12 protein-coding genes are annotated in these 12,466 nt (G+C 51.9%); 2 read left to right on the top strand and 10 right to left on the bottom strand.

From position 1 onward, the window contains the following. Nucleotides 1-156 precede the first annotated feature (156 nt). Together FHP88_RS13575 and FHP88_RS13570 are read right to left on the bottom strand one after the other, a co-directional pair. Nucleotides 157-1,650 (bottom strand): CoA-acylating methylmalonate-semialdehyde dehydrogenase, encoded by a 1,494-nt coding sequence (locus tag FHP88_RS13575; protein WP_144359630.1) that lies wholly within the window; start codon nucleotides 1,648-1,650, stop codon nucleotides 157-159. A 69-nt stretch (nucleotides 1,651-1,719) separates the two neighbouring features. Next, complete coding sequence (locus FHP88_RS13570) at nucleotides 1,720-3,060, bottom strand: aspartate aminotransferase family protein (RefSeq protein WP_144359629.1); 1,341 nt, start codon at nucleotides 3,058-3,060, stop codon at nucleotides 1,720-1,722. 127 nt (nucleotides 3,061-3,187) lie between these two features. Here FHP88_RS13570 and FHP88_RS13565 point away from each other — a divergent pair, with 127 nt between their 5' ends. After that, nucleotides 3,188-4,111: a LysR family transcriptional regulator gene (locus FHP88_RS13565; RefSeq protein ID WP_144359628.1), complete on the top strand. Its 924-nt coding sequence runs from the start codon at nucleotides 3,188-3,190 to the stop codon at nucleotides 4,109-4,111. A gap of 58 nt (nucleotides 4,112-4,169) precedes the next feature. On the opposite strand, the gene FHP88_RS13560 is transcribed toward FHP88_RS13565, so the two are convergent. After that, nucleotides 4,170-5,858: a methyl-accepting chemotaxis protein gene (locus FHP88_RS13560; RefSeq protein WP_144359627.1), complete on the bottom strand. Its 1,689-nt coding sequence runs from the start codon at nucleotides 5,856-5,858 to the stop codon at nucleotides 4,170-4,172. Between the two features lie 294 nt (nucleotides 5,859-6,152). Here FHP88_RS13560 and FHP88_RS13555 point away from each other — a divergent pair, with 294 nt between their 5' ends. Continuing rightward, nucleotides 6,153-6,683 (top strand): pentapeptide repeat-containing protein, encoded by a 531-nt coding sequence (locus FHP88_RS13555; RefSeq protein WP_186297723.1) that lies wholly within the window; start codon nucleotides 6,153-6,155, stop codon nucleotides 6,681-6,683. A 78-nt stretch (nucleotides 6,684-6,761) separates the two neighbouring features. On the opposite strand, the gene ccmI is transcribed toward FHP88_RS13555, so the two are convergent. Genes ccmI through FHP88_RS13520 form a run of 7 tightly spaced genes read right to left on the bottom strand, consistent with a single transcriptional unit; the run spans nucleotide 6,762 to nucleotide 12,326 of the window. Beyond that, a complete protein-coding gene (ccmI, locus tag FHP88_RS13550) occupies nucleotides 6,762-8,003 on the bottom strand; it encodes a c-type cytochrome biogenesis protein CcmI (protein WP_144359625.1) in 1,242 nt (413 codons plus the stop codon). Beyond that, a complete protein-coding gene (locus tag FHP88_RS13545) occupies nucleotides 8,003-8,464 on the bottom strand; it encodes a cytochrome c-type biogenesis protein (protein ID WP_144359624.1) in 462 nt (153 codons plus the stop codon). The genes ccmI and FHP88_RS13545 overlap by 1 nt, the downstream gene beginning before the upstream one ends. Beyond that, nucleotides 8,461-8,994 carry a DsbE family thiol:disulfide interchange protein gene (locus FHP88_RS13540; protein ID WP_144359623.1) on the bottom strand — a complete coding sequence of 178 codons (534 nt, stop codon included), beginning with the start codon at nucleotides 8,992-8,994 and terminating at the stop codon, nucleotides 8,461-8,463. The genes FHP88_RS13545 and FHP88_RS13540 overlap by 4 nt, the downstream gene beginning before the upstream one ends. Further along, entirely contained in the window at nucleotides 8,991-10,964 is a 1,974-nt protein-coding gene (locus FHP88_RS13535) for a heme lyase CcmF/NrfE family subunit (RefSeq protein ID WP_144359622.1), read from the bottom strand. Before FHP88_RS13535 ends, FHP88_RS13540 begins: the two co-directional genes overlap by 4 nt. Beyond that, nucleotides 10,961-11,410: a cytochrome c maturation protein CcmE gene (ccmE, locus tag FHP88_RS13530; RefSeq protein WP_144359621.1), complete on the bottom strand. Its 450-nt coding sequence runs from the start codon at nucleotides 11,408-11,410 to the stop codon at nucleotides 10,961-10,963. Before ccmE ends, FHP88_RS13535 begins: the two co-directional genes overlap by 4 nt. Then, nucleotides 11,407-11,580, bottom strand: coding sequence for a heme exporter protein CcmD (ccmD, locus tag FHP88_RS13525; RefSeq protein WP_144359620.1), 174 nt, complete (start codon nucleotides 11,578-11,580; stop codon nucleotides 11,407-11,409). Before ccmD ends, ccmE begins: the two co-directional genes overlap by 4 nt. Next, nucleotides 11,577-12,326 carry a heme ABC transporter permease gene (locus FHP88_RS13520; RefSeq protein WP_144359619.1) on the bottom strand — a complete coding sequence of 250 codons (750 nt, stop codon included), beginning with the start codon at nucleotides 12,324-12,326 and terminating at the stop codon, nucleotides 11,577-11,579. The genes ccmD and FHP88_RS13520 overlap by 4 nt, the downstream gene beginning before the upstream one ends. Nucleotides 12,327-12,466 lie beyond the last annotated feature (140 nt).

Here is a 12,466-nt window from a genome sequence, read left to right as displayed (position 1 = left end):
CATCCTGCCCGGAAATAACTTCACCTACCCAATACAATCAGGGTGCTGCACCGACGACCATGTGAGCCGGTTCACAGTTTCTAGCGGTCACATTAGTAAATTCTTAAGGGAATTTAGATATGTTTTGAATTTTAGTTGAGTCTTTGACCTGCTGAATCAGTGTGTCGGAAAACTGAACTTACTCCCCTCCCGGAGGGTAGCTGAGGGCCAGCGTTGGGTGATGGTCTTGCGCCGCGTGTAAAAGCGAATAGCATCCGGCCCGTAGGCATAAAGATCACCAAACAGTGAGCGCTTCCAACCGCCAAAACTGTGGTAAGCGACAGGGACAGGAAGTGGCACATTTACCCCGACCATGCCCACACGAATATGATCGCTAAAATAGCGCGCCGCCTCACCATCCCGAGTGAAGATGCAGGTGCCATTTCCATATTCATGGTCATTAATCAACGTCATCGCCTGCTGCAGGCTCTCTGCCCTGACGACACAAAGCACTGGCCCGAAGATCTCTTCCCGGTAGATTGACATCGTCTGTGTCACACGATCAAACAGACAGCCGCCCAGGAAAAAACCTTTTTCATGGCCGTCAACTTGCAGATTCCGCCCATCAACGACCAATTCAGCCCCTTCCCTTACCCCTTGATTAACATAACTTCGTACCTTTTGCAGATGTTGCTCGGTGACAAGGGGACCCATTTCACTGCCACTCTCACACCCCGGGCGAATCTTTAATCGCAACAATTGATCTGCCAGTTTTGCAACTAGCTCATCCGCCACTTCATCGCCGATACAAACTACCACGGAGATCGCCATACAGCGCTCACCGCAGGAACCGTAGGCCGCCCCCATCAAAGCATTCACAACATTATCCAGGTCGGCATCCGGCATCACCACGGCGTGATTTTTCGCACCACCGAGCGCCTGCACCCGCTTCCCTGCCGCTGTGCCCGTCCGGTAAATGGACTCCGCCACCAGGGTTGATCCGACAAAGCTGACGGCCTGGACCCGAGGATCCGTCAGTAAGCAATCAACGGCCTCCTTATCGCCATTCACCAGATTGAATACACCCTCTGGTAAACCCGCTTGGTGCAACAGCTCTGCGATACGCATGGGGGCGGAAGGGTCCCGCTCAGAGGGTTTAAGAATAAAGGTATTTCCGCAAACCAATGCAAGAGGAAACATCCACATCGGCACCATCACCGGGAAATTAAACGGGGTAATGCCCGCTACCACGCCGAGCGGTTGAAATTCTGACCAGGAGTCAATTCCAGGCCCTACTCCTTTGGAGAATTCTCCCTTTAGTAACTCGGGTGCTCCACAGGCATATTCAACCACTTCAATACCACGGACCAGTTCGCCCATGGCATCATCCAGCACCTTGCCATGTTCATCAGTGATCAATCCGCAAATCTCATCAGCATGCTGTTCCAGCAACTGTTTATAACGGAACATGACCTGCGCCCGCTTAAGCGGTGGCGTATCCCGCCAAGCCGGGAAAGCAGCCTCAGCGGCAGTAATAGCCTGTTTAACAGTCCGGATCGATGCCAGTGAAACAGATTTGGTAACCTCTCCCGTCGCCGGATTATAGACCGACTCTGTACGATCATCGGACGCTATGGTACGACCATTGATAAAGTGTCCAACACTGTTCATGAAGACTCCTGGTAATGCCACAAATTATTAGCTTAGAAAATTAGCCAAGCCGGGTTGCTCCCAACATGACTAGGACTCACTCATTACATCGCCCAAGACATTCACCAACTGGTCGATTTCATCCTTCTGAATAACCAATGAAGGGCCTAACTGAATCGTATCCCCACCATAGCGAACATAGACGCCGCGCTCCCAACATTTCATGGCGATTTCAAAAGGACGTCGTGCCGGCTCACCAGGATAGGGCGCAATTTGCAAGGCACCTGCCAGCCCAAAATTGCGGATATCAGTAATCAGCGGATGCCCTTTCAGACTATGCAGGCCTGACTCAAAATAAGGTGCCATCTCGCGTGCGCTATCAGCAAGATGTTCCCGCTCAAACAGGGATAACGCGGCAAGCCCCGCCGCACAGGCAACCGGATGGGCCGAGTAGGTATACCCATGGGGAAACTCCACCATATAGTCGGGGCCGCCCTGGGACATAAAGGTCTGGTAGATATCATGTCGGGCGATAGTAGCCCCCATGGGTATCACACCATTGGTCAACCCCTTAGCCACATTCATGATATCGGGAATCACACCAAATGCATCAGAACCGAAGAGGTGACCGGTGCGCCCAAAACCTGTAATCACCTCATCAAAGATCAGCAGGATGTCATGCTTGTCACAGATAGCGCGTAAACGCTGCAGATACCCCTTGGGTGGCACGATGACTCCAGCAGATCCCGCGAACGGCTCAACAATCACCGCCGCAATGTTGGAGGCATCATGCAGCGCTACCAACTCTTCGAGTTGATCCGCCAGCTCCGCACCCTGCTCGGGCATCCCCTTGCTAAAGGCATTCTCTGACAACAAAGTATGCGGCAGATGATCGGCATCGAGCAAAGTACCAAACAGTTTTCTATTGGGACCAATGCCACCCAGACTGATGCCGCCAAAGTTGACGCCATGATAGCCCTTGACCCGACCAATCAACTTGGTCTTTGTCGGCATACCTTTTAATCGCCAGTAGGCCCGAGCCATCTTCAGAGATGTCTCAACCGCCTCTGATCCCGAATTTGAGAAGAAGACATAATCAAGCCCCTCGGGTGTCATCGCCTTGAGACGATTGGCCAGCTCAAAAGAGAGGGGATGGCCAAACTGAAAACCCGGTGAATAGTCCAGAGTAGCAAGCTGCTTGGTAATGGCCTCGGCAATCTCTTTCCTGTTATGCCCAGCGCCACAACACCAGAGTCCGGAAAGACCATCCAGGATCTGCCTGCCATCAGCACTCTGATAATAGTTCCCCTCTGCAGCCACCACCATTCGAGGGTTCTGTTTGAACTCCCTGTTGCCAGTAAAAGGCATCCAATGCGCCTCTAACGCCTCTCGGCTCAGGCCTGCACTCAGGTCGGTTTTACATGTGGTCATAAGGCCTGCCTCGCTCCTGCGATTGTCAACAAATTTTAGTCTGCCTCATTCACTCAGTTAAATAAATTTGAATTAACTAATCTTTAGTTACAATATTACTTAACTAATTAGCGCGCGATCCTGAACAATGAAGACTCAACCACCCCCCCTGAGTAGTCAGATCACTGACATGGAGATCCGGCATCTGCGGATATTCAAGGCCGTGGTGGAGTGCGGAGGGTTTTCTGCCGCAGAAGTTCAACTTAATATCAGCCGCTCCGCGATTAGCATCAGCATGTCAGATCTTGAACAACGGTTAGGATTGCGGCTCTGCCAGCGGGGCCGGGCCGGATTCGCACTGACACCGGAAGGGACGCAAGTCTATGACGCGCTATTGCAACTATTGGTTTCTCTGGAGGGTTTCAGGACCCAAGTGAATGCCATTCATGCCCAATTGAAGGGCGAATTTAATATCGGGATTACCGATAATCTGGTCACCATGCATCATATGCGAATCACCAACGCCCTCACCCGATTGAAGCAAAAGGGCCCTGAAGTCCGCATCAATATCAGCATGCTGCCGCCCAATGAGATTGAACTGGGTGTTCTGGATGGCCGCCTGCATCTAGGTGTAGTGCCAGATCTCCGTACACTCTCGGGACTTGATTACCTGCCGCTCTATGGCGAGACATCCCAACTCTACTGCAGCCAGACGCACCCACTGTTTGACCAGCCACAGCCTGATATGAACGCGCTCTCTAAGCAAGATGCCGTGGTTCCTGCCTATGCCCAGACGGCCGCGATAAAGGCACAGCATCAAATACTCAACGCCAGTGCCACGGCTACTGACAGGGAGGGTATCGCTTTTCTCATCATGACTGGTTGTTACATCGGTTTTTTACCCACGCACTTCGCCGATCGCTGGGTTTCGCAGGGAAAAATGCGCGCATTACATGCCAGTGATATGTCTTACATTACCCACTACTCAGCCATCACTCGCCGTGGCGCACCCGCCAATCTGATTCTCCAGACCTACCTGGATGAGCTCAAACAGGACAATACATCTGATTAATAACCATTAAACCCAGCCTTGGCTGGGTTTAATGGTTATTACTATCGCCTACCGAAAATTAATGATCAGAGGACTGATAGCCTATGCGGAAACCACCCCAATGACGACCCGACACATAGATGGGTATGGTCAAATCATGCATCACCTCACCGGTATCACGCTTGTAGGTTTGTAGCAGGAACGGTTTCGTATTGGAGCCACAGCGGGCGCCGGTACGATCATTAAAGATCCGTTTAGTCCGATTAGTCAGCAGATCCTTAGCATAGTCTCCAGTAATCGGTTGCGAAAAACGTTTATTGTGGGTTGGAAAATATCCGTTGTTATCCACAGCACCCGCGTAGGCCATAAACGAATGCCGTGACAGAATGGGTTCCTGAATTGCCGGAAAATGGGCATCGGTGAAATCATCGAATTGGGTTTTGTATTTCGGAGGATTAGAATTTGGGATCGCCTTATAATCACGATCAAAAACCTGGTTCAGGGTCAGCTGACCCTTTTCAACCGCCTGCTCAAAAGTCTTCTGAATAGCCTCAACGGCTGCACGCCCCTCATCAAAAGCAATACCATGCTCACCTTGAAGACCAGTATCACCCAGCAGCTCATAGATCGATTCTGCCATCTCTGAAAGAGCCAGAGACTGATCTGCAACCGACTCCACCTTTTCAAAACTACTGTTGAGGCTCTGGCTAAAGACCTCTAGCGATTGATTAATCTGCCCCTGATGTTCCCGATTTTGCTCTGAACGCTCAGCTGCGGCTATAACACGCTGCTCAACTTCCCTGGCGTGCTCAAGAATCTCCAGCAGCTGTGTATCAACTTTCTCAGTGCGCGACCGACTCTCTTCTACCTCGCCCACCAAGGAGCGCATCGTATTGCCGGCATTTCCGGTCTCTTCATTGATCCGCTGTACCATTTGGCCAATTTCGGTGGTAGCACTGGAGGTTCTTGTAGCCAGGTTACGCACCTCTTCAGCGACAACAGCAAAACCGCGCCCCTGCTCACCCGCTCTCGCCGCTTCAATAGCCGCGTTCAACGCCAGAAGATTGGTCTGATCCGCTATCTCACTGATTACCTTGGTAATTTGGGAGATCTGCCCAGCCCGATCCTCGAGTTTGGCAATCAACTCGGCGGCTTGTTGCGCGTGCGTACCCGTATTACGCATCTGCTCGGCGGCCTCACCAATAGCCTCCTGCCCAATATAGCTGGCGCGGCGTGTCTGGCGTGATAGCTCTTTCAGCGTTTCGGAATTGGTAACAGCCTGCTCAATATTATTGGAGATATTACTTGTTGCATCAGTAATCTTCTGGATATGCTCAATCTGATCATCGATACGTTTCTTCAGCACATCCGCGGCATAGGAAACCTCAGCACCCGCAATTGCGATCTTGCCGCTACGACCCACTACACCAACACTGCAACTGTAGTATTGATGAACGGCATCACCCACCACCTGGAAGTCTTTACCCCCCATGCCCTGTTCGAGGCTGGAGAGCTGCTTAGCCTGCTCGGCGTCCAAATGCCCTTTTGCATCAACCAGAGTCCGCATGAATCGAATCTCTTTCGAAATCGGCTTTATCTGCAACAGATAAACCAACAACAGGGTGACGGCAACCGATACGAAAGCGACACCCATCAACGGCACGAGTGAGCTGTCTGTCGTCATGAAGCTGATGATCACGGCGAAACCCATACCCACGACCAGGGCCGCCAACAAGTTAATAAACAATGATTTCTTTAGCTTATCCATGTGAATCTATAAATCCGCTCTATGTGTGGATACAAATCATATCGGCGAAATGAGAATGAACTTTAGTCCGATCTCACTTCCGTCAAATCACATACCAGGCACGGTACACTCATTAAATTCTTATCAGGCGTCACAAAAAATATTCCATGCTATAGATCTTGATCAAGTCTGATAGAATAATATTTAGGTAACATTAGCATTTTTAATGACTTTATTCACATCACTGGTGAGTAATAAAGCTATTTTTAATAGCTGCGCTGAGAAGATCAGGCAGAGGAATACGGAGAAATGATCATGCTATCTCGCAATCTACGAAAACCGGTTTTAGGCATAGCCGTGGCTTTCCTATCCAGCTATGCCATTGAAGCGAATGCGTGGCGCAGTGATATCGAAACTTCCGGGCGGATAAAGAACACCACCTGTAAATATGAGCCCGAAGCACAGTGTTCCTGGGCCGTTCGCATCGGCGCTCAGATCCCGGGTGTTGATATGCACGAGGCCTCCATGGCCTCCATGCGACTGGATAATGCCAACTTGCAAGGCGCCAACCTCTCCCGCGCCGTGCTGCATCTGGCCAACCTCCAAGGCGCCAACCTGATGTTGAGTAATCTGGAACATGCAACTTTGCATGCGGTAAACCTTCAGAACGCCAATATGATGCTGGCAAACCTGAAAGGGGCAAATTTTCTGGATGCTGATTTAAGTGGTGCCAACCTGCGCGGCGCCAATCTGGAAGGAGCCATCCTCATTGCCGCAAAGCTGGATGGCGCAACCTGGACCGATGGTCGAGTTTGTGCGGCAGGTTCCAAGGGCGAGTGCCTCTAGAAATACAACCCTTCTGCTGAAGCTAAAAAAGGCCTTGTCTGATCAGACAAGGCCTTTTTTGTGCGCTATCAGTAACAATCAGGGTAAAACTGAGTTAATGACCAGTTCGACCACTGCATCACCATCGACTTCGACAGGCGAGACCTCACCTAACAGATCACCGCTTGCCGCAATGGCATTGCCTGACTTGGAAATCCTTGCCCCCACCACAACCTGCTTGAAACGTGAGAGATTCATACCTGGAACCATCGCCTGGGTGTCACTTAATTCCACGGTAGCAGGCAGATCCCGTACCTTCATGCGGACCGCTGCCAAGGGCATTCTGGGACCCTCCATAGCTCGCGCATAGATAAACAGGCTCTCATCCGGATCCACTTTGGCAGCCAAATCACTGGCCAGAGAGATTCGTGCTGTAATCGCCTTAACCACGGATGCCGGCACCTTGGCAGACTCTATAGCATCCGTTTGGCCCGAAGCCGATAGCTTCCGTTCAGCCCCCGCGATCAACATATCGACCCGCTGAAGTGATTCCTCATCATCGGTAATGAGCGTCTTCAAATGACGCCAATGGTTAAGGGCCACAGGATAATTGCCTGATTGATCTTCAACCATACCCGCCAGCCAGAGGGCTGTCTGATCTTCAGGGGCCAGTTTAATCGCCTTACGGATAAGATCAGCAGGGCGCCCCTGCATATCCCCTCCCGATGACATGGCCAAGGCATCGGCCAAAGCCAGCATAATGGATGGCTGATCACTCACCAGCTGATTCAGCTTATCAAATGCAAAGGCCGCCTTCTGATAATCCTGCATCGCCATATAGGTACGGCCAAGCAGATACCACCCTTCGGCATCTTCAGGGTTTTCCTTCAGCCGTTCGACCAGAGCAGTCATCATCTCTTCAACGGATGGTAATTCCTCCGAGGATTGTTGTTGCGCCAGCATCGCCTCCGGGTCAACCATTTGTGGCGATCCGAGATAGAGGTAAACTGTTACTGTGGCTATCACCACAAACAGTGCTGACAACAAAAGAGTGGCTCGGCCACCACGACTTGACTCACGAGGCGAATCTGGCTCATCCCCCCCCTCCAGGTCGATTAGAAGGGCCTGTTCCAGTTCACCCTTGGTCTGCTCATATTCAGCCTCAGATAAAATCCCCGCCGCATGGTCGGCTTGCAACTCTGCCAAACGCTCCCGGCCGATCATCACATTCTGCTGATCACGATCAGATGCTTTAAGATCTGTAGAACGCAGCAGTGCTGGCGCAAGAAAAGCAAGCCCGACCAAAACCATGGCCGCCAAAAGTATCCAGAAAAGTATCATCAGGTATTGTCTTCTTCGCCGAGTAGTGTTCGGGCGCGTTTAAGGTCACTGTCACTCAATGTAGCTTTAGATTTCTGCTGCGATCTGCGCCGTATTATAACAACCAGAATCACAATGCCGCCGCCAAGGATGACAAAAGGCCCTACCCAGAGCAGCAGTGTGGCGCTTCGCAAGGGTGGGCGGTAAAGCACAAAATCACCATAGCGCTTCACCATGTAATCGACCACATCCTCACTGGACGCCCCGCCCTGAACAAGGTCATAGGTCTTGCGACGCATATCCTGAGCCAACTCAGCATTGGAGTCTGCCAAGTTTTGGTTCTGGCAGACCAGGCAGCGCAGCTCGGCTATCAGTTGCTTATAGCGCGCCTCTTTATCCGGGTCATCAAACTGGGCCGTCTCAATAGCGGCCTGAGCGAAAAACGGCAATAACAGCAGCGCAAATAGCCATCCACGGATCATGATTCAGCCTCTAGCTGTTTAAGCAGTGGTTTGAATTCACTCTCCCATATCTGCGGATAGAGGGGCCCTGTATGCTTCTTGCGGATCATCCCCTGTTTATCGATCACAAAGGTCTCCGGTGCACCATAGACACCCCAATCCATAATGGCCTCACTCTCAGGATCGAAGCCAACAGCCACAAAGGGATTACCTTTTTTAGCCAGGAACGCCTTAGCCTCTTCCCGCTCATCGCGCCAATCGATGCCAACAAGGGTTACACCCTCTTTTTTTGATAGCTGATTAAGAAACGCATGTTCCTTCCAGCATTCCGGGCACCAGGTTCCCCACACATTCAGGAGCCAGACCTTTCCCTTCATCGATTCCGTACTGACCCGTTTTTGCGGATCAAACAGATCAGGCAGATCAAATGCCGGGGCCTTTTCATTAATCAGCACAGAGGGAACATCACGTGGATTAAGGGTTAGCCCCACGCCCAGTAACGCCGCCAAACCCAGGAAGATCACAAGCGGCATCAGAAATCGCGCCTTCATGCTGCACTCACCCCGGCTTCACCAACAGTCTCACTAGCCTTCTTTTTCAGCCGGTAATAACGACGATCACTGGCGGCCAAAAGACCGCCAAGGGCCATAAAGAGCCCACCAAGCCATACCCAACGTACAAAGGGCTTGTGATAAAGCCGGACGCTCCAGGCACCATCCGTGCCCAATGGCTCACCCAGGGCAACGAAAAGATCTCTGAACAGCCCGTCATCAATACCCGCTTCAGTCATTGGCATACCGGTCTTGTAATTTCGCTTCTCTGGGTTGAGATGGGCAATGTGTTTGCCCTGGAACTCAATATCCACTTCAGCACGGAACGCTTGATAATTCGGACCCTGCGACCTCTTGGCGCCATGGAAGATAAAGTCATATCCACCCAAGGAATAAGACTGTCCAGGCTCAAGACGAACATCCTTCTCCTCACTATAGATTGAGGTCAGGGTAACGCCCACAACAAAGACCGCAATGCCCAAATGACCACAGACCATGCCCCAGCCTGAACGAGGCGTATTCTCCATGGCCTGCAACAGCGAGCGGCCCGCTGTCTTTCTATCCAACAGCCACTGCAGCGTGCTCATGAGTACCCAGATTGCCAAAATCAAGGCGATGACTGCACCCCACGCAAAGAAGGGGGCAAACAGCATCAGTGCAAAACCAGCCACCACACTGACCAGCAACGAGAGTTGCAGCCGGGCAAACAGCCGTTTCCCGCTATCCTGACGCCAACGCGTCAGCGCACCAACACCGACCAATGCCGCAAGCGGTGCCGTCAGCGGAATAAATACGCTGTTGAAGTAGGGAGGTCCAACGGAAATCTTGCCCAATCCCAAGGCATCAATAGCCAGTGGATAGAGTGTCCCGAGCAGGACGCTGCTGGCAGCCACCACCAAAATAACATTATTCAGCAACAAACCCGTTTCACGGGAGACCAGATTAAAACTGACGCTACTGCGGATCTGCGAAGCGCGCCAGGAGTAGAGCAAGAGTGAGCCACCGATGACCACGATCAGGAAGATCAGAATAAAGATACCGCGCGATGGATCAGAAGCGAAGGCATGTACCGAGGTTAGAACGCCTGAGCGTACCAGGAACGTACCCAGGAGACTGAGGGAGAAGGCAAAGATCGCCAACAATACGGTCCACGCCTTGAAGGCTCCCCGCTTTTCCGTCACGGCTAAAGAGTGAATCAGTGCAGTACCTACTAACCACGGCATAAAGGAGGCATTTTCCACTGGATCCCAGAACCACCAGCCGCCCCAGCCCAGTTCGTAATAGGCCCACCAGCTCCCTAATACAATCCCCAGCGTCAAAAACGACCAGGCGACATTGGTCCAGGGACGCGACCAACGCGCCCATGCGGCATCCAGTCGGCCACCCAACATCGCCGCAATGGCAAAGGCAAACGCCACCGAAAAGCCAACGTATCCCATGTAAAGCATCGGGGGATGAATCGCCAAACCAGGATCTTGCAACAGTGGATTAAGGTCCCGACCCTCAATAGGCGCATTGATCAACCGGTCGAAGGGATTGGACGTAAACAGCATGAATAACAAAAAACCCACACTGATGAAACCCATCACCCCGACCACGCGTGCGATCATCGTCTCAGGCATACTGCGACTGAATAGCACCACAGCCCCTGTCCAAAGGGACAACATCAAGGCCCACAGCAAGAGCGAGCCTTCATGGGCACCCCATACACCCGATATCAAATAGAGGGTAGGCAATTGAGTGTTGGAGTTCTGCGCCACATAACTGACGGAGAAATCGTGGACCAAAAACGCATAGGTCAAGCAACCATAAGAGACCAGCATAAAAAAGAGCTGCCCCATAGCCGCCGGCCGAGCCACCGCGACCCAGCTGGCTATACCTTTATGCGCACCGATAATCGGCAGGGTTGCCTGGATAAGGGCCAGCGATAAAGCCAGAATTAAAGCCACATGCCCGAGTTCAGGAATCATTTGTTAGCCACCCCTGTGGGCGCCCCCTTGTGGGCCTTATCCAAGGCATCGGCCACCTCTGGTGGCATATAGTTCTCGTCATGCTTTGCCAATACTTCATCGGCAACGAAAACACCTTCAGGCCCCATCCGACCTTGGGCAATAACGCCTTGGCCTTCAGCAAACAGATCCGGCAGAATGCCGGTATAGGCCACCTTGACGGTGTTCGCCGTATCCGTCACTAAAAATTTCACTGTTAGCTCTTGGCCTCGCTCCAGACTCCCTTGCTGAACCATACCACCCAGTCGATAGACGTGATCTGCAGGGGCCTTATTTTGTACGACATCCGTTGGCGAGAAAAAATAGGAGAGATTGCTATCCAATGCATTGAATACCAATGTAGCAGCCACACCAAGGCCAACCAGCCCTGCCGCGAGAAACCCAAGTCGTTTGTGTCTTGCCTTCATACCTTCTCCTCGGCCTTCATCCGAACAATGCGCGAGATTCGCTGCAATACTGCTCGACGATGACCTCGTAACATGATCGGTTCAATTACCATAAACAGTGCGGTGACGCCAAACGAGCCCCACACGTAGAGGGCGTAGCCTCCCATATCAAAGAACTCTGCCACGCTCATCTCCGCACCTCCGCCAACTCGCTGACCCAGGTGGTATCGGCTTCACGCTCCAGGATAATCGAACGTACACGGACCAGCGCCACAGCTATTGTATAAGCCCAGAAACCCAAGGCCATAATCAGCATGGTCCAGAGCATGGTAACACCCATCTTGGAACCATTATCCATGCTAATGGTGGCCCCTTGATGTAGCGTATTCCACCACTGCACCGAGTAGTAGATGATGGGTATATTAATCACGCCCACCAGCACCAGAAGCGCACCGGCACGATCGGCGCGGCGAGTATCATCAATCGCACCCTGCAACGCCAGATATCCCAAGTAGAGGAACAGGAGTATGAGCTCAGAAGTGAGTCGGGCATCCCAGACCCACCAGGTCCCCCACATCGGCTTACCCCAGAAAGCCCCGGTCCAGAGCGCCAGAAAGGCAAAGATTGCACCGGTTGGCGCCAACGCGCGCGTCATCATGCCGGAAAGGCGGGTATTGAACACCAGGCCCAATCCAGCCCAGAAGGCCATGATCAGGTAGATAAACATGGACATCCAGGCGGCCGGCACATGGACAAAGATAATCCGGTAGCCTTCGCCTTGTTTATAATCCGTTGGCGCCACGAAAAAGCTCATATAGAGCCCCACACCAATCAGCGCCACTGCGATAAGTGTAAAGATTGGAACCAAACGCCCCGCCAGTGGATAAAAAGTGGCCGGTGATGAGAATTTAAACCAGTTTAATAATCGAGCATTCATTAGGATTGAGTGAGGCCTGCTTTGTCCGTGGTTTGATGATAGAAACAGGGTTTGGTTCCCGATAGTGTGAAATTATTACAACGAGCTACCTTTATACCGAACTCTGGCGCTAACCGGCATTGACCAAAAACAAAACAAAG

This window comes from Sedimenticola selenatireducens (assembly GCF_007625115.1).
Taxonomy (GTDB): Bacteria; Pseudomonadota; Gammaproteobacteria; order Chromatiales; family Chromatiaceae; genus Sedimenticola; species Sedimenticola selenatireducens_A.
Note: the sequence above shows the minus strand (reverse complement) of the source record. Positions and strands in the feature narration are given on the sequence as shown.

What these genes read in the sequence shown, in the direction of transcription:
- FHP88_RS13575 (WP_144359630.1), bottom strand. Translation starts at nt 1,650, where the DNA reads ATGAACAGTGTTGGACACTTTATCAATGGTCGTACCATAGCGTCCGAT.
- FHP88_RS13570 (WP_144359629.1), bottom strand. Translation starts at nt 3,060, where the DNA reads ATGACCACATGTAAAACCGACCTGAGTGCAGGCCTGAGCCGAGAGGCG.
- FHP88_RS13565 (WP_144359628.1), top strand. Translation starts at nt 3,188, where the DNA reads ATGAAGACTCAACCACCCCCCCTGAGTAGTCAGATCACTGACATGGAG.
- FHP88_RS13560 (WP_144359627.1), bottom strand. Translation starts at nt 5,858, where the DNA reads ATGGATAAGCTAAAGAAATCATTGTTTATTAACTTGTTGGCGGCCCTG.
- FHP88_RS13555 (WP_186297723.1), top strand. Translation starts at nt 6,153, where the DNA reads ATGCTATCTCGCAATCTACGAAAACCGGTTTTAGGCATAGCCGTGGCT.
- ccmI (WP_144359625.1), bottom strand. Translation starts at nt 8,003, where the DNA reads ATGATACTTTTCTGGATACTTTTGGCGGCCATGGTTTTGGTCGGGCTT.
- FHP88_RS13545 (WP_144359624.1), bottom strand. Translation starts at nt 8,464, where the DNA reads ATGATCCGTGGATGGCTATTTGCGCTGCTGTTATTGCCGTTTTTCGCT.
- FHP88_RS13540 (WP_144359623.1), bottom strand. Translation starts at nt 8,994, where the DNA reads ATGAAGGCGCGATTTCTGATGCCGCTTGTGATCTTCCTGGGTTTGGCG.
- FHP88_RS13535 (WP_144359622.1), bottom strand. Translation starts at nt 10,964, where the DNA reads ATGATTCCTGAACTCGGGCATGTGGCTTTAATTCTGGCTTTATCGCTG.
- ccmE (WP_144359621.1), bottom strand. Translation starts at nt 11,410, where the DNA reads ATGAAGGCAAGACACAAACGACTTGGGTTTCTCGCGGCAGGGCTGGTT.
- ccmD (WP_144359620.1), bottom strand. Translation starts at nt 11,580, where the DNA reads ATGAGCGTGGCAGAGTTCTTTGATATGGGAGGCTACGCCCTCTACGTG.
- FHP88_RS13520 (WP_144359619.1), bottom strand. Translation starts at nt 12,326, where the DNA reads ATGAATGCTCGATTATTAAACTGGTTTAAATTCTCATCACCGGCCACT.